Raw genomic sequence first — 15,458 nt, 5'->3', positions numbered from 1 at the left:
CTCACTCGAACCCCGGCCCGTGCAGCGGCTCCCCGAACCGCGCCCGCAGCTCCAGCAGCGGATCGATCGTCCGCACCGCAATCCCAACTCGCTCAGTCAGGCTGCCCGTCAACAACACCCACGAATGTCCCGCCGCCGTCAGCGCGTCGATGAACCACCCCGTCATCGTCGCCCGCACCGGCAGATCACCCTCCCGCATCCCGTCGTCATCCCACGGCACCCCCTCGTGATCGGTCACCAGATACACCGCCCGCGGCGGCACCTGCGTCCACGGCTGCCCGGTCCGAGCCAGGGTCCCGAGATAGCGCCGCTCCCAGATCGCCGTTGCAAACGCATCGATGTCACAGATCAACACCGTTGAACCCTCCCGCGCGGCCATCTCCTCCCGCGACGTCTGCTCCGCGCCGATCACGTCGAAATCCTCTGTCGTCCAGACCAACTCGTCGAGCGGAACCCCAGGACTCCGCTCCCACTTCAGCTGCGTGTACTCGCGCCCATACTCCTCGACACACTGAGTCGACGCCCACACGCCACCCCGGGCCCGATAGTGCTCAGCCAGCAGCCTGGCAATCGTTGTCGTACCTGTGGATTCAGCCCCCACCACGACCACCCGCGTCGCCAGCCCCGCCCGGGTGGCCGGGGCCAGATCATTCCACCGCCCCGCCAGGTCGCCGCGCACCGCGGTCGCGCTCAATCCTGCCCGCCGCGTCCGCACGCTAACAGCCCCCAACCACCGGGCCAACTCCGCGCCGTATTGCTCAGCGGAGAACACCGCATCCACCGGCTCGCCCCGCAACGCGGCTTCGATCACCGCGACCTGCGCCGCCCACACCCGCTCATCGGTCACATCCACCGGCGCATCACAGCGCACCCCGATCACCCGAACCCCCGGCTCGCCGCTGTGCTCCGCCTGCAACCACGCCACCCGATCCGCCAACGGCACCGTCTCCACCGCCGCAGCCATCACCAGTACCGTGAACTGCTCGCACTGCGCGGCGCCATCTCGAATGGCCGCGTGGTGTCCGAGGTGCGGTGGATAGAACTTGCCCACCATCAATCCGTGCCGATAGCGAGTCATGCTGGCTGCCTGACTTTTTCAGACACCAACGACCGCGACCACGCCCTCAGCCCGGCCACGCACAACGCCAGGAACACCATGTACACCACCGCAGTCAGGTTCAGTCCCCGGCTGAAGTACAGCGGCACGTAGATGACGTCGGCGGCGATCCAGAAGTACCAGGTCTGAATCCACTTCCCGTTGAGTAGCCACTGCGCGACCAACGACTGACTCGTCGTCAGCGCATCGAGGAACGGCGCCGAATCGTGCACCGACACCAGGACCGGATACAACGCCGCCGTCGCGGCCCCGAGCGCCACCACACACCACATCAGATGCCCAACGCCGGCGGAACGCACCTTCAACGGCGTGCGGCCGCGATCCCCGTACAGCCACTGCCACCACCCCACGAACCCCAACACGATGTAGAGGACCTGCAGCGTCGAATCCGCCCACAACTGCGCCGAGGCGAACAACACCAGGAAGAACGCCGAGTTGGCAATCCCCACAGGGAAGTTCGCCACACTGCGCCGCACCGTCAACGCCACGCACGCGCCGCCGGTGAGGAACCCCAGCAGCTCGGCCCAGGTCACCGGATCACCCCACAGCGTGAACGCCACCGCGTTGAGCGGGGCCACCACCGCCGCCAGCCAGTCCATCATCGACCACCGTTCCATCGGCGAATGATCCCGTGCACCCCGGGGGACACCTCACGATGCCCGACGATCCGCACATCCAGACCCGCATCCTCCACCACACCCAGCGCCCGCTCGATCGCCGCGTCGATCCAGGCGTCCTCGTTGCGGAACACCCCACCGCCGACCCGGGTCAGCAGCACGGTATCGGCCGCACCCCCAGCCGCAGCCAGCAGCGTCGCCTCATAGGTGGCCTCGAGCACCAGCCGCGCGAACGGCTCCCACTGCTCCCGCGGCAGGTGCGAGTACCCGATCGGCAGCGCCGAGCAGAACGCCTGCGACACCAGCCGCCGCTCGTGGCTGACATCGGTGACCTCCACACCGCGGTGCAGACCGATCGCCAACCGGCCCCGCAGCTCGTCGAGCAGATCCTCGCCGGCCTCGCTCAACAGCTCGCTGATCGCGGCCAGCCCGTCTGCCGTGCACAGCGCGTAGCCGTTGCGCATCGACCACAAGTCGGGGACGGCACGACCCGTCAGCTCAGCGAACGCCGCACCCAGCCCCGCCAGCGCATCGAGCTGCCGCTCGGCGGTCTGCCCGATCCCGTCGCCGACCGGCACCAGGTAGTTGCGGTAGATCGTCGCCGCCCCGGCCGCCAGCGCGCACGCCGGGCCCTGGGTGTGGTCGTGCTCGTAGCCGGTGACCCCATGCTCGGGCGTGACGTGCTGCGACGGCATCTCCAGCAGGTTGAACTGTGAGGCAACCTGAAACAGGGCACCCTCGAACTGCTTGTCCGAATGTAACTTCCGGGCATCGCCGACCAGTGCGCTGACCGTCGTGCGCTGCCCCCGGTGCGGGTCCACCTGGCGGCGGAGCTCCGCCAGCGCAGGCAGGCTCAGCTCACCGACGCGGTAGCGCGCGTCGTTGACCGTAGACACCAGCTCCTCGTCCTCCACCCGCAGCCGGTCCTGGACCCGGCGATACCCGTCCTCGGCGAACCCGGTGAGCCGTTCGAACCAGTCGATGGACGCCATGTCTGTTCCCTCCCAGTTGGCTGATTTAGATCGAGAATCGCACTAATTCTGTATTAGCGCAACATCCGCGCTTAATGTAGGGTTCCGGCCTATGGGTGTCGAGAAGAGGCTTCACGACTATCCCCGGCCGACCGTCGCCGTCGACACCGCGCTGCTGACTTGGGATCCCGACCGTGGTCTGCTTGTCGTCGAGATGGCCCGCCCGGACAACGGGAAGTGGGCGCTGCCCGGTGCGTTCCTGCGCCAGGGCGAGACGCTGGCCGACGCCGTCGAGCGCTGTCTGCGCGACAAACTCGGCGTCGAAGGAATCCGGCCCCGCCAGCTGCACGTCTTCGACGACCCGCACCGCGATGACCGCGACTGGGTGCTCTCCGTGGCCCACCTGGCGGTGGTGCGCCCCGAGCAACTGCACTCGCTCGGATCGGGCTCGACGCAGACTCGCCTGGCGTCGGTGGACCGGCCCGGCGAGCTGGCGTGGGACCACCCGGAGATCGTCCGGCTGGCCAAGAACGACATCCGGGAACGCTATGAGACTGAACCCGACCCGGAGCGGCTGCTCGGCAGCAGGTTCACCATGCGGGACCTCAAGCAGGTCCACGAAGCGGTCGCCGGCACCACGCTGCAGCGCGACAGGTTCCGCCGCACGATGGAGCCACGTCTGGTCGGCACCGGGGTGATGGAGGAGAACACCGGCACCCGCGGCCGGCCCGCCGAGCTGTTCCGCAGAAAGCGCTAACTCAACCGGCCGTGAACCGGATCCCCACCAGCTTGTTGTCGACGACCGCCGCCCGGAACTCCTCCAGCGTCGGCACCTGCGAACCGGAGAACTTCAGCCCCATCATCAGCTCGGCCTTCTTCGGCCCGTATTCGACCGCACACCGGTGGAACAGCTCGGCCACCGTCGCGGGGTCCTCGATGAGTTCACCGCGCATCGCCTTTGTCTTGCCGCCGTAGGCCACCTGCGCCGGACCGCCGCCGCGGAAGTTCAGCTTCCATGTCGCGTTCGCCAGCGCATACAAATCCCCGCCTATCAGGTGTGCGCTCACCGGCACCGCATACTGGCGCCCGGACTTGCGCCCGCTGAACCGCAGCACCATGAACTGCTTGAGCGCCCCGCCCGCCGGCGTGCCCAACACGAACTTCAACACCGGGTTCATCACCCGCATGACCACTCCGGGCGGCTCGGAGAGGCTCACCGCCGCGCTGTGTTCTGCCATGGTTTCCAACCTAGCGCCGTCGCGTCGGCCTGCCCAGTAGCGTGACTTCCATCAGCCGGCGGATCGCCGCGATCGACTCCGTGCCCAGCGCGCCGTCGAAGAGCCTGCCGAAATCCACCGTCAGCGCGAAGGCCGCACACACCGCATACCGCGCCCAGCCGATCTTCACCTCCGGACGCACCTCCGTCACCAACCGCGCCCACGCCTCCGTCGCCGAATGCTCGACGGTGTCCAGCACCCGCCGATCGGACTCCGGCACGTTGTGCCGCTCGGTGAAGTAGACATACGCCAGCCCCGGCGACTTCACCAGCCGCACCAGGCTGGCATCGATCAGCCCGACCAGAGCCAACTCGGGATCGTCTGTGCGGGAGAGAACTTCGGCCACACTGCTGGAATGCTGGTCGACGGCACGCCGATACGCCAGACCCAGGATGTCGGCCTTACCCGGAAACGACCGGTACAGACCGGAGGCCTGGATGCCGACCGCCGACGCGATGTCCTCCATGCTGGTGTTTCGATACCCGTGCTCGTAGAACAGCCGCACCGACTCATGCAGCACATGCTCGTACATCCCTGCCGAGGCGCCCACCGCCATCGGCAACGTCGGCCGATCCGAGCGGCGCCGCAACGCCGGCAGGTCGGCCGCCAGCACATCGGCGACCACCATCGACATGCAGGACCGAATCTCGTTGACCGCCAACGGGTTCGCGTGGTCGGTGATACTGCCGATCACACTGAGCGCCGACGCCGTCAGCGCCGAGCGCTGCCGGTGACTCAGCTTCGGCCGAAGCCGCGCCAACGGCCGATCCAGCCGCCGGTTCACCAGCCCCACCTGCTCGAACAGCCGCAACCGGTCCTCGCCCTGCAGGTAGCGCGCCTCCCACCGGTACAGCCCACCGGCCGTCCGGTTGGCGATCGTCGCATCGACCAGGCCGTTCACCAACGCCTCCAGCGTCGCGGCCGGATCGTCCTCACCGTCCTCGACGAAGTCGGTCGCGTCGACCAGCGTCTGACCCAGGTCGAGCACGGCATCGCGGAACAGGTCGTACTTGCTCGTCGAATGCCGATACAGGGCAGCCGGTGTGATGCCGACCCGCGACGCGATGTCCTCCATGCTGACGGCGTGATAACCCAGCAGCCCGAACGCATCCGCTGAGGCCCGCGCGATCTGGGCCTTGCGGTCCTTGGGCCTGCGCCGCACCTCCTCGGGCCGCTGCTCGATCCTGGTCATGATCCGCCGAACTGCCCGCGCAGCACCGAACTCAGCGCCGCCAGCGGGATGTGCGCCTGCACGGTGGCGCCGTCCATCGACCACTGCATGATCCCCGGCGTGTAGTTGACCGGAGAGTCGCGCGCTACCGGGTAGTCCGGCATGTACAGGATCAGCTCGTCGGGGCCCAGCGCCCAGGCCTTGTACGCCCCGGAGTACACCTTGTCCGGTCCCCACCGGTCGACGACGAACGGATAGGTCCCCGGATCATGCTGCGGCGGTGCCAGATTCAGGGCATCTTCGATGAACGGCTGCCCGAGTGAGGCGATCGCCCCCAGCGGCTCGACGCCCGGCTTCACCAGATCCGCCAGCGTCAGCCGGGTACCGCGGGCCATGTCGAAGGTGAAGGTCCGGTAGGCGTTGTTGGGTTTGGGCCCGTCAGCGTGATAGTCCTCGTGGAACACCACAGTGAGGACATCGCCGTGGCGCAGGATCTCGAAGTTCTCCTCACCGAAGCTGTCGGCCACCATGTGCACACCGACGCTGCGCCAGTTGTTCACCAGCGTGGTCAGGTAGTCACGCACCGTCGGCCCGGTCACCGGATTGTCGACGAGCTCGCCGGGCACCGCCACCTTGATATCGCGCACCGCCTTGCGCTCCGAGAGCACCGAGGTGTGGCAGTACTGGCCGTCCCACTGGCCGCCGAGCCCGGCGCAGAAGTCCGGCGCCGAGGCCTGGGCCACCGGCGCGAAACCCAGCGACAGGGTCGCGACGAGTGCAACGACGGGAACTCGCATCAGCGTCAGGGGAGTTCGACTTTGCTTGCCCGCCAACGACCGTCGACGTACTCCATGGTCATCTTGACCCGGCTGCGGTCGATCCGCGGGTCCGGTGCCGCCGAGTTGGCCACCGTCTGATCGACGAACATCAGCACCACCACCTTCTCCGGTGACGCCGACTGCACCGCCGAGTCCACCACCACACCGTGCGCGGTCGCCTTGTTGTCGACCAGCAGCTGGCGCAGCTGCGCACTGGAGCGCGAGTACATGTCCTTGAACTCACCGGTCGCCCCGTCGAGCACCTCGGCGAAGTTCTGGTCCACCTTGGTGGTGTCGATGCTCGTCAACACCTGCGCGTAGGCCACCGCCGCCTGCTGCGCGTCATGGCTGGCCTGCGCCACCCGGTGCTGCTGCCACACCTGCCAGCCCAGGAAGCCCGAAAGCCCCAGCAGCGCAACAACCAATGCGGCCAGCACAGCGCGCAGCACCCACTTCCGACGCGTTGGTGCCGGCGTCACCACCTCCGGGGCAGCAGTCTCCTCGGCCGGGGAGTCGTCGTCCTCGACGTCGTCAGCCACAGCAGTCATGAGATCTCTCCTTCTAGTTCGGCGGTTCGATCGGCAGCACCGGGCCGCCGTACGGAGTCGGAATGGTGAAGCGGCCCTTCGGCGTCGGGTCGGTGGTCTGGCCCAGGTCCGCACCCGGCGCCGGCCCGGCGGTGTCGTCGCCGGCCGGCCGGGGTGCGTTCTTGGCGCCCCGGATCAGCACCGCCGGGTCGTCGTCGCGGCAGTAGGTGTTCAGCGGCGGCTCGGGATAGTCGGCCGACGACGGTGGGCGGCGCGGCGTGCCGTAGTCGCAGGCGTACCGCGGGTAGATGTCGCCGGTGACCCACAGCCCGTGGTCGTGCATGGTGGTGCCCAACGCGTCGAGCACCGACCCGCGATAGTCGGGGAACAACGCCGTCAACGCCGGCACCCGCACATACAGCAGCTGCGACGCGGTCGCCATGCTCGCCAGCAGCCCGACCATGGTGTCGGAGTTGTCCGAGAACAGGGTGTCGGCGGCGGCCAGCGTCGCCGGCGTCTGGTCGACGAACCGGCGATACCCGTCGAGCATCCGGTTCACCCCGGTGAACGTGCGGCTCAGATTGCCGGTGGCCGCGGCGATTCCGGCGTTCTTGTCGGCAGCCGTGGTCAGTACGATCCGGCTGGTCCGCAGCAGGCTGGTGGTCTGCGGCAGCACCGAATCCAGCGTGGAGAGCAGGAACGTGCCGCCGTCGATGATGTCGGCGAGCTTGCGCGGCCCCTCGTTGCTCATGCTGAGTTCCCGCTTGATCAGCTCCAGCTTGGCCGGATCAACCTGCGCCAGAACACCATCGGAGTCGGCCAGCAGCTGCGCCAGGCTCACCGGCACCGACGTGTTGGACTGCGCGATCACACTGCCATCCGCCAGATACGGCCCGGCATCCGAGGTCGGCACGAACTCGATGTACTGCTCACCGGCCGCCGACAACCCCGACACCCGCACCGGGCTGGACACTGGGATCCGCACGTCCGAGCGCACCGTCGCGACCGCGGCCACCCCGTGCGGTGTCACCGCCAGCGACTGCACCCGACCGACCGCCACCCCGCGCAGGGTCACGTCCTGATTGGGCAGCAGCCCACCGGACTCCGGGAGTTCGATGGTGACCCGATACGCCGAGGAGAACGGCGACACCCGCAGCGCACCCCACATCACGTAGGCGCTGGACACCACCAACGTCAGCACCAGCGCGACCGTCGACAGCACCGACCGGCGCCGGTACCCGAATCGGACCGTCCGGACGAGAAGATCTGCCGCCCAATTGATCACGGTGGCGGCTCCGTCGACGGGGGAGCGACGATCTGCATACCGGGATCGGTCGGGCTGGGCATCACCGGAACCTGGGGCACGTCGGGGCCCTGCCCGACGACCCGCTGCTGCAGCCGCCACAGCGTGTACTTGAACGACCCGACGAGCTGGGCCCAGTTGTAGCGCTTGGGGCCGTGGAAACCTGGGTCGCCGCCGAACCCGATGTCGGGGATCGACCCCAGCACCAGCCGGTCGATACTGGCCCGCACCGAAATCGCATTACTGGAAGTCGATTTGATCAACGGCGGCATGATCCGGTTCAGCGAGGCCAGGTCGGCACCCGGAGCCAGGACGACGTCGTTCCACGCCGAGGCGATGGTGTTTGCGTCGGCGATCATGCTGCGGCCACTGGTGTCGGTGCCTGCGATCGACGGGAACTTCTGTAGCTGGCGGCTGGTCGCGCCGATCTGCTCGATGAGGTCGGCCACCGTCGCGGTGTTGGCGGCCAGGGTGTCGGCGGCCGGTCCCGCCGCCACCAGGAGGTCGCTGAGGGTTTGGTTCTTCGCGTCGAGTTCGTGTGCCAGCGAAGACGTCTGCGTCAGCGCCTCGGAGAGCTGGTCGGAGCGCGCGGTCAGTTTCGACAGTGTGCGGTTGGTCTTGGCGATCAGGTCGCCGAACGCCTGGCCCTGATCCCCGGTGGCCTTGCCCGCGCCGTTGATGAGGTTGGTCAGATTGCGTACCGCGCCGCCGTTGACCATGACGGCCGCCGAGCTGAGCACCGACTCGACGGTGGCCGCCGCCCTGGTCGAGTCCAAGCCGATGGTGTCGCCGTCCTTCAGCAACGGGGTCAGCGGGCTGGCCGTGGCCGGTGGCTTGATCGCGACGAAGACGTCGCCCAGCGGGGTGGCCGAGCGCAGTTCGGCGGTGCTGCCCGCAGGCAGCCGCACCCCGTCCATGATCCGCAGCGTGGTGACCGCGGTGTAGTTGCGCGCCACCATCGACTCGAGCTCACCCACATCGGCGCCGGCGAGCTTGACCTTCGCCTTGGCCGGCAGGTTCAGCGCATTGGAGAACACCGCCGTCAGCCGGTACCCACCACTGCCGACGGACGGCGCCGGCAGCGGCAGGCTGGACAGCCCGCCCGACGAGCACCCCGTCACCGTCACCGCGACCAGGAGAACCGCTGCGGCGCGCCTCATTTCTGCCCCATCGCTGCCATACCGTCCAGCACGTAGGTCAGACCGAAGTCCGGCCCGAAGTCCTGCAGGGTGCCGGTGCTGCAACCCAACTGCCGCAGCCCCATCAGGTTGCAGACTTCCTTGACGCTCTGGCTGTCGAACAGCACCCGGTCGGTGAGCACCCGGGCGCGGGCGGCGCCGTTGTTCTGGTCGACGATGTTGTACATGTTGTCCAGGGTCAGCGGCGCGACGTCGAGGAACTCGGCCAGGTCACGCTGGCGGTCGACGAGCGTGCCCGCCGACGTGTGGCCGTTGGCGACGATCGCCTTGATGTGATCGCGGTTCTTCTCCAGGAAGTCTCCGACCTGCGCCAGCAGGGTGTTCATCTTCTTGCCGGTGCTGCCGCTGCCGAAGTCCTCGTCGTTGACGATCTGGCTGAGTTGGCGCACGGTGGAGCCGAAGTCGCGCAGCGTCGCGTCGTTGTCGGCGGCGGCCTGCATCAGCGAGCTCAGATTGCGCACGATGGTGGTCAGCTGGTCGCGGGTCTGGGTGCCGCCGTCGGCGCTGAGCCGCAACGCATTCGACAGCTGATCGAGCGCCGACTTGATCTTCTCGCCGTTGCCGTCGGCGATCGCCGCCCCGGAGTTCAGCACGTCGGCGACGGGGCCGTTGCCGGTGCCGTCACCCTTGAGCGAGCTGGAGATCTTGTCGAGCACGCCGAGCACCCGGGCGAACTCGACCGGCGTCTTGGTCCGGGGCAGCCCGATGGTGTCGTGGTCGGCCAGCGTCGGGCCGTCGCGATACGGCGGCGTCAGCTCGATCTGCCGGTCGGTCAGGATCGACGTCGACACCGTGACGGCCTGGGCGTCGGCCGGAATCTTCACATCCCGGTCGACGGTGAACTCGACTTCGACGTAGCCGCTCTTCGGTGTGATAGCGGTGACCTTGCCTACCGGCATCCCCAGCACCGCAACCGTGTTGTTCACGTACAGCCCTGCCGCACTGTCGAATTGGGCGGTCACCGTGATGTGGTCGGAGGCCGACCGGAAGTACACCCACGCCGCGGTGGCCGCCGAGGCCACCAGCACCACGGCCGCCGCGGTGATGGCGACCAGCTTGACCCGCGCCCGTGTCATTGGCAGTCCTTGAAGTACTGGATCATCCCGAACTGCTTGGCCCGTCCGCTGATGGCGCACATCCACGAGTCGACGGCCAGGCCGGCGGGTGTGTTGAAGTCCATCGCGTTACCGGTTCCGGTGGCATTGGCGAAGCCGCGCAACGCAACCGGGCCCGACTGCAGGATGCTACGCAGCAGGTCGTCGTGCTGGGCCAGCAGGGTGGTCAGCTGACTGAGGTTGGCGACGGTCCGGTCGAATTCGGCCCGGTTGTCGACCACCGTGGTGCTCATGGTGTTCACCAGGTCGGTCAACGCGGCGAGCATGGCGTGAAACGACGCGCTGCGGGCGACGAACTGGCCGATCAGATCCTGGCCCTGGTTGATCATCGCCGCGATGTTGGCGTGCTGACGCTCCAGCGTGGTGCTCACCAGCTCCGTGCTTTTCAGCAGCTGCCCCAGTTGGTCGCGGCGGTCGGCGATCACCGTGGACAGGATGTGGATGTTCTGCATGGCCTGCGGCACCACCGCGGGCAGCCCCTGCATCTGCTTGCCGAGAATCCCCAGCGACTGCGCGAACGCGTCGGTGTCGACCTGCTGGTAGGTCGTCGACACGTCGGCCAGCGCGGCCTGCAGGTCGTAGGGCACCTCGGTGTGCGCCAGGTCAAAGGTGTTGTTCGGCAACGTGCCGCCGTCCTCGGGCACCAGCGCCAGATAGCGCGAACCCAGAATGGTGGCCACCTTGATGACCGCCTTCGACTCCGCACCCAGCACCACGTCGTCGCGGACCTCCAGACCGGCCTCCACGTGGTCACCGGCCAGCTTCATGCTGGTGACCTTGCCGACCTGAATGCCCCCGATCGTGATCGGATTGCCGGTCTGCAGCGCCGCGGCCTGCAGGAACTTCGCGGTGTAGTGCCGGTGCCCGACGTTGGTGGCGTTGGCCAGCAGCATCGCGCCGACGACCACGCTGACGACGGCCACGGCGATCAGGCCGAGCCACGTCGCGTTGTAGCTTTCCAACCGCCGGCTGCGGAGCCGGGCCAGCAGCGAGCCCTCAGCCATTGCCGGCATTCCTGCATCGCGGGGAGTACCAGGCCTTGTTCCCGGGTGTGGCCGCGTCGACGATGATCGGCACCACGTCGTTGAGGCCGGGGAAGAAGCCGGTGGCGTTCAGGTCGCAGGCGTAGGCGTTGGCGTAGGCGCCCTCGCTGGTGATGCGGGCCAGCCCCTTCAACATCAGCGGCAGATTGTTGGCGGTGAACGCCAGCTGCGGCTCGATGTCGAGCAGGTGGCCGGTGAAACCGGGCTGGCGGGTGAGCATCTGGTTCAGCGTCGGGGATGCGGTGTCGGTGACGCTGGCCAGCTGCTGCATCACCCGTGTCAGCGACCCTGTGGAGGCCACCAGCTCCGGGCGGCGGGCATCGAAGTCCGACACCGCGTGGCTGGTCTGTGCCAGCACCTGATCCAGGTGTCCGTTCTGGGCGGACAGATTGCCCATCACCGTGTTCAGCTGGGTGATCACGTCACCGAGCACCTGGTCGCGGCCAGCGAATGTGTCAGTGAGAGTGGAGGTTTGCGACACCAGCTGCATGATCGAAGCGTCATCTCCCTGCAGCGAGGCGATCACCCCTTTGGTCAGATTGTCGGCGTCCTGCGGGTTGAGGACGCTGAAGAGCGGTTCGTAACCGTTGAGCAGGGTGGTGACGTCGAAGGACGGGTCGGTGCGCTCGACGGGGATGGTGCTGTTGGCCGGCAGCGGCCCGGTGTCGCCGGTCTTGCCCAGCGACAACCCGACATAGCGCTGGCCGACGATGTTCTGGTAGGTCACCGACGCCACCGTGTTGCCGAACAGCCGCTGGTCGTTCTGCACGACGAACGACACCTTCGCCAACTTGCCTTGCAGTTCGATCTTTTCGACCCGGCCCACTCGCACGCCGGCCATCCGGACGTCGTCGCCCTCACGCAGCCCGTAGACGTCGGTGAACATCGCCGCATACGGGGTGGTCGGCCCGGCGACGTCGCGGCGCAGCGTCGCATACACCAGCCAGGTCACCGCCACCGCGACCACCATGAACAGTGACAGCCCGATCAGCGGGCCGCGGATCTTCATCGGGGGCCTCCCGGGTCGGCCTCGGCAGGCAGCGGCGCCGGGGGAGCGGGCGGCGCCGGGGTGTTGTCCGGGTCGGCGGTGCCCGGCACCCGCAGCGCGGGTGAAAGCCACGGCGGGACAGGTGGATTGGGGTCGGTGAGGTTCGGGTGGGGATTGAGCAGCGGCGGGCCGGTGGCCACCAGATTGCCGTCGGCGCCGATGACGGTCCCCGGCGGCGGAGCCAGATCCTTGGGCGGCTGGTAATTCTGCGGCATCAGGATCTCCGGCAGATCGGGCCGCACGACGATCTGCGGGGCGGTGAAGCAGCTGGGCCCCCACAGCTGGCCGTAGCGCGGGCAGTCGGCGCGGGTGTAGGTGGAGCTCGGCGTCAGCGACAGGTTGATCCGCATGTTGCCGGCCTCGATCTCGGGGATCCACACCTCGTCGAAGAACTTGTGGGACAGGTCGTTCAATTTGGTGAACGCCGGGACGAACTTGCCGGCGTTCATCGCCAGGCTGCCCAGCACCGGGGTCAGGTGGGTGGTGATTCCGGTCAGCTGGTCGATGTGGTTGTCGACAGCGGTGCGGGTGGTGCCGACGGTGTTGGCGCCGCCGGCGATCAAAGTGGCTAGCGCCGAACGCTTCTCGGCCAGCACCTGCATCGGCGCGACGGCCTGGTGCAGCGCGTCCAGCAGGTCGGGTGCGGTGGCGGCCAGCCCGTGGGTGGCGTCGATCAACGCCGACACCGTCGACGGGCCCGGCTCGGTGCTGATGACGGAGTTGAGTTCGTCGAGCAGCCGGCTGAGCTGCGCGCCGCCGGTGAGCAGCTTGCCCCGCCGGTTCTCGGTGGCGGCGTTGACCGCGGCCAGGATGCCGACGCTGGTGTCGTCGCGACCGCGGCCGGCGGCTGCCAGCACGTCGCGCAGCTTGCTGATGGTGGTCTGGAACAGCACCGTCGGCAGGGCGGTGTCCTCGGGGATGTGCGCACCCGGGGCGATGGGCGGCCCGGCGCCGTCGGCGACGAGCTGCACCGAGGACACCGCGAACACGTTGCTGGGCACCACCCGTGCGGTGACCGAGGCCGGAATCGATTGGGCATACTCGGGTTTGAGGTCGATGCGGACGTAGTTGGGGCTCCCGTTGGCGGCCGGGGTCACGTTGTCGACCGAGCCGACGAGCACCCCGTGGTACTTCACGTCGGACTTCTGCGGCAGCCCGTCGCCGACGTTGAGCAGGTCGGCCACCACCCGCACATAGTTGTTGAGCCGGCCGGTCGACTTCACCACCAACAGCGTGGTGATCAGGGCCGCGGCGAGCAGCACGGCAAGCCCGCAGGCCAGCAGCTGACGATCCGAGGGCCCGCGCCCGTCGAGTTCGTAGGAGTTGCCCATCTACCCGCCGAACCTCGCGCCGGCGTCCACGCTCCACAACGCCATCGTCATCAGCATGTTGACGATGATCACCACGGTGATGGCCGCCCGCATCGCATGCCCGGCGGCGATACCGACACCTTCCGGGCCGCCGCTGGCGTAGAAACCGTAGTAGCACTGGATGGTCGAGGCGATCCAGACGAATACGACCGCCTTCAGCAGCGAGTACAGCACGTCGGTGCCCGACAGCATCAGCGTGAAGTAGTGCAGGTAGGCCCCGGATGCGCCGCCGCTGATGAGCTCGACGACGACCTGGGTGGTCAGGTAGCTCACCGCCAAACACAAAACGTACAAGGGGATTACGGCCACCACCGAGGCCATCAGCCGGGTGGTCACCAGATAGGGGATCGGCCGGATCGCCAGCGAGTCCAGGGCGTCGATCTCCTCGGCGATCCGCATTGACCCCAGCTGCGCGGTGAACCGGCAGCCGCCCTGGGTGGCGAAGGCCAGCGCCGCGGCGATCGGCGCGAGTTCGCGGGTGTTCACCAGTGACGAGATGATGCCAGTAGCCGGCCCCAGCCCGAGCAGGTTCAGGAAGTTGTAGCCCTCGATACCGACGATCGCGCCGACCGTCATACCCAGGACCACCGCCACCCCGGCCGTGCCGCCGCCGACGACCAGCGAGCCGTTGCCCCAGGCGATATCGGAGAGCAGCCGCCCGAACTCGGCGCGGTAGTGCCGCAGCACGATCGGCACCGCAGCGACCGCGCGGACGAAGAACACCAGAATGTGCCCGAGCCGCAGGATCGGCGCGGAGGCCGCCTTGGCGAGGGTGCCGAGCCGGGCGCCGAACGGGGAGAAGGTCGCCACAGACACCTACAACCCCATCCTCGGGAACAGCATGTTGTAGAGCTGGCTGATGACGACGTTGACGATCATCAGGATGAGGATCGACTCCACGACGGCAGCATTAACCGAGTTGGCCACCCCGGTCGGGCCGCCCTGGGTGGCAAGACCTTTCTGGCTGGACACCACCGCCACAATCGCCCCGAACACGACCGCCTTGAGCAGGGCCAGGATCATGTCACCGGGGGTGGTGAACGACGCGAAGGTGGCCACGAAGCTGCCGGGTGCGCCGTTCTGGAAGTACACGTTGAACAGGTAGCTGGCCAGGAACCCGACGAAGCACACCACACCCGTTAGCGCGACGCCGATCATGATCGCGGCGGCGAAGCGGGGCACCACCAGGCGGCGGATCACCGAGACACCCATGACCTCCATGGCGTCGATCTCTTCGCGCATCGTGCGCGAGCCCAGATCGGCGGTGATCGCCGAGCCGACGGCCGCGGCCATCAGGATCGCGGCGACCAGCGAGGCGGCCTGCCGGATGACGGCCAGACCGCTGGCGGCGCCGGCCAGCGAGGTGGCCCCGACTTGTCCGGCGAGCAAGGCAAACTGGATCGACAGGGTGACCCCGACTGGCAATGCGACCAGAACGGTGGGTACCACGGCGGTGCCGGCCATGAAGGCGCCCTGGCGGACGAATTCCCGCCAGGGGAAGCGGCCGGTGGCCAGGTCGATGATCAAGTATTGGACGGTGCGCACACCCAGAACGAACTGCTGGCCGACGGTCGTCAGGGACGCCAGCGGGTGGCGAGTGACATAGCCGCCGACCCAGTTCTCGATGGCCTCGGCGCCCTCTCGGACAGCTGGTTGCTGACTAGCCATCGCGGCGGCTATGTGATGACGAGCGCGTTACCAAAGCTGTTGTCCCTGAGGGTTGTTGACGATCAGTCCGCGCGTCGAGGAAACGGACGTGCTGATGATCCCTTTGGTGCGCCTTGCGTCACCGTAGGACCCGCCCGGCTGCGCCGTCAAGGGAATGAAGAATATTGATTCACTTAATTGGGATGCCTCCCGACCGCCGAGTGTGCAACGGCAT

15 protein-coding genes and 1 pseudogene are annotated in these 15,458 nt (G+C 67.8%); 1 reads left to right on the top strand and 15 read right to left on the bottom strand.

Annotated elements, in window-relative coordinates:
* Position 1: 1 nt before the first annotated feature.
* The 3 genes from HBE64_RS20595 to HBE64_RS20585 are packed head-to-tail and all read right to left on the bottom strand — an operon-like array spanning position 2 to position 2,726.
* Positions 2 to 1,078: an AAA family ATPase gene (locus HBE64_RS20595; protein WP_167106426.1), complete on the bottom strand. Its 1,077-nt coding sequence runs from the start codon at positions 1,076 to 1,078 to the stop codon at positions 2 to 4.
* Positions 1,075 to 1,734 (bottom strand): nicotinamide riboside transporter PnuC, encoded by a 660-nt coding sequence (pnuC, locus tag HBE64_RS20590; protein WP_243841397.1) that lies wholly within the window; start codon positions 1,732 to 1,734, stop codon positions 1,075 to 1,077. Before pnuC ends, HBE64_RS20595 begins: the two co-directional genes overlap by 4 nt.
* Positions 1,716 to 2,726 carry a hypothetical protein gene (locus tag HBE64_RS20585; protein WP_167106423.1) on the bottom strand — a complete coding sequence of 337 codons (1,011 nt, stop codon included), beginning with the start codon at positions 2,724 to 2,726 and terminating at the stop codon, positions 1,716 to 1,718. The genes pnuC and HBE64_RS20585 overlap by 19 nt, the downstream gene beginning before the upstream one ends.
* 91 nt (positions 2,727 to 2,817) lie before the next feature.
* On the opposite strand from HBE64_RS20585, the gene HBE64_RS20580 reads away from it, so the two are divergent.
* Positions 2,818 to 3,462 (top strand): NUDIX domain-containing protein, encoded by a 645-nt coding sequence (locus HBE64_RS20580; RefSeq protein WP_167106420.1) that lies wholly within the window; start codon positions 2,818 to 2,820, stop codon positions 3,460 to 3,462.
* Between the two features lies 1 nt (position 3,463).
* Here HBE64_RS20580 and HBE64_RS20575 read toward each other — a convergent pair whose 3' ends face one another.
* The 12 genes and pseudogenes from HBE64_RS20575 to HBE64_RS20520 form a co-directional block, all read right to left on the bottom strand.
* On the bottom strand, positions 3,464 to 3,943 hold the full coding sequence (locus tag HBE64_RS20575) for a hypothetical protein (RefSeq protein ID WP_208300514.1): 480 nt from the start codon (positions 3,941 to 3,943) through the stop codon (positions 3,464 to 3,466).
* A 10-nt stretch (positions 3,944 to 3,953) separates the two neighbouring features.
* Entirely contained in the window at positions 3,954 to 5,144 is a 1,191-nt protein-coding gene (locus HBE64_RS20570; RefSeq protein WP_208300709.1) for a TetR/AcrR family transcriptional regulator, read from the bottom strand.
* A 26-nt stretch (positions 5,145 to 5,170) separates the two neighbouring features.
* Positions 5,171 to 5,950 carry a mannan-binding lectin gene (locus tag HBE64_RS20565; RefSeq protein WP_167106410.1) on the bottom strand — a complete coding sequence of 260 codons (780 nt, stop codon included), beginning with the start codon at positions 5,948 to 5,950 and terminating at the stop codon, positions 5,171 to 5,173.
* Between the two features lie 5 nt (positions 5,951 to 5,955).
* On the bottom strand, positions 5,956 to 6,519 hold the full coding sequence (locus HBE64_RS20560) for a tetratricopeptide repeat protein (RefSeq protein WP_167106407.1): 564 nt from the start codon (positions 6,517 to 6,519) through the stop codon (positions 5,956 to 5,958).
* Between the two features lie 13 nt (positions 6,520 to 6,532).
* Entirely contained in the window at positions 6,533 to 7,783 is a 1,251-nt protein-coding gene (locus tag HBE64_RS20555) for an MlaD family protein (protein WP_167106403.1), read from the bottom strand.
* Positions 7,780 to 8,961 (bottom strand): MlaD family protein, encoded by a 1,182-nt coding sequence (locus tag HBE64_RS24805; RefSeq protein WP_167106400.1) that lies wholly within the window; start codon positions 8,959 to 8,961, stop codon positions 7,780 to 7,782. Before HBE64_RS24805 ends, HBE64_RS20555 begins: the two co-directional genes overlap by 4 nt.
* The gene (locus tag HBE64_RS20545) at positions 8,958 to 10,076 is read right to left on the bottom strand and encodes an MCE family protein (RefSeq protein ID WP_167106397.1); all 1,119 of its coding nucleotides are present in this window, start codon (positions 10,074 to 10,076) and stop codon (positions 8,958 to 8,960) included. Before HBE64_RS20545 ends, HBE64_RS24805 begins: the two co-directional genes overlap by 4 nt.
* Positions 10,073 to 11,119, bottom strand: a complete 1,047-nt coding sequence (locus HBE64_RS20540; RefSeq protein ID WP_167106394.1) for an MCE family protein — start codon at positions 11,117 to 11,119, stop codon at positions 10,073 to 10,075. The genes HBE64_RS20545 and HBE64_RS20540 overlap by 4 nt, the downstream gene beginning before the upstream one ends.
* Positions 11,112 to 12,167, bottom strand: coding sequence for an MCE family protein (locus HBE64_RS20535; RefSeq protein ID WP_167106391.1), 1,056 nt, complete (start codon positions 12,165 to 12,167; stop codon positions 11,112 to 11,114). Before HBE64_RS20535 ends, HBE64_RS20540 begins: the two co-directional genes overlap by 8 nt.
* Positions 12,168 to 12,187: 20 nt before the next feature.
* Positions 12,188 to 13,537 (bottom strand): annotated as a pseudogene (locus HBE64_RS20530) (MlaD family protein); the annotation flags it as partial.
* Positions 13,538 to 14,386, bottom strand: a complete 849-nt coding sequence (locus tag HBE64_RS20525; protein ID WP_243841702.1) for an ABC transporter permease — start codon at positions 14,384 to 14,386, stop codon at positions 13,538 to 13,540. It lies immediately after the preceding pseudogene.
* 6 nt (positions 14,387 to 14,392) lie between these two features.
* A complete protein-coding gene (locus HBE64_RS20520) occupies positions 14,393 to 15,244 on the bottom strand; it encodes an ABC transporter permease (RefSeq protein ID WP_167106381.1) in 852 nt (283 codons plus the stop codon).
* Positions 15,245 to 15,458: the final 214 nt, after the last annotated feature.

The sequence above is a fragment of the Mycobacterium sp. DL592 genome, assembly GCF_011694515.1.
GTDB lineage: Bacteria > Actinomycetota > Actinomycetes > Mycobacteriales > Mycobacteriaceae > Mycobacterium.
The sequence above is the reverse complement of the archived record's forward strand: the minus strand, read 5'-3'. Positions and strand labels throughout refer to the sequence as shown.

Coding starts and splice junctions, on each gene's coding strand:
- HBE64_RS20595 (WP_167106426.1), bottom strand. CDS start 1,078: ATGACTCGCTATCGGCACGGATTGATGGTGGGCAAGTTCTATCCACCG.
- pnuC (WP_243841397.1), bottom strand. CDS start 1,734: ATGGAACGGTGGTCGATGATGGACTGGCTGGCGGCGGTGGTGGCCCCG.
- HBE64_RS20585 (WP_167106423.1), bottom strand. CDS start 2,726: ATGGCGTCCATCGACTGGTTCGAACGGCTCACCGGGTTCGCCGAGGAC.
- HBE64_RS20580 (WP_167106420.1), top strand. CDS start 2,818: ATGGGTGTCGAGAAGAGGCTTCACGACTATCCCCGGCCGACCGTCGCC.
- HBE64_RS20575 (WP_208300514.1), bottom strand. CDS start 3,943: ATGGCAGAACACAGCGCGGCGGTGAGCCTCTCCGAGCCGCCCGGAGTG.
- HBE64_RS20565 (WP_167106410.1), bottom strand. CDS start 5,950: ATGCGAGTTCCCGTCGTTGCACTCGTCGCGACCCTGTCGCTGGGTTTC.
- HBE64_RS20560 (WP_167106407.1), bottom strand. CDS start 6,519: ATGACTGCTGTGGCTGACGACGTCGAGGACGACGACTCCCCGGCCGAG.
- HBE64_RS24805 (WP_167106400.1), bottom strand. CDS start 8,961: ATGAGGCGCGCCGCAGCGGTTCTCCTGGTCGCGGTGACGGTGACGGGG.
- HBE64_RS20545 (WP_167106397.1), bottom strand. CDS start 10,076: ATGACACGGGCGCGGGTCAAGCTGGTCGCCATCACCGCGGCGGCCGTG.
- HBE64_RS20540 (WP_167106394.1), bottom strand. CDS start 11,119: ATGGCTGAGGGCTCGCTGCTGGCCCGGCTCCGCAGCCGGCGGTTGGAA.
- HBE64_RS20535 (WP_167106391.1), bottom strand. CDS start 12,167: ATGAAGATCCGCGGCCCGCTGATCGGGCTGTCACTGTTCATGGTGGTC.
- HBE64_RS20520 (WP_167106381.1), bottom strand. CDS start 15,244: ATGGCTAGTCAGCAACCAGCTGTCCGAGAGGGCGCCGAGGCCATCGAG.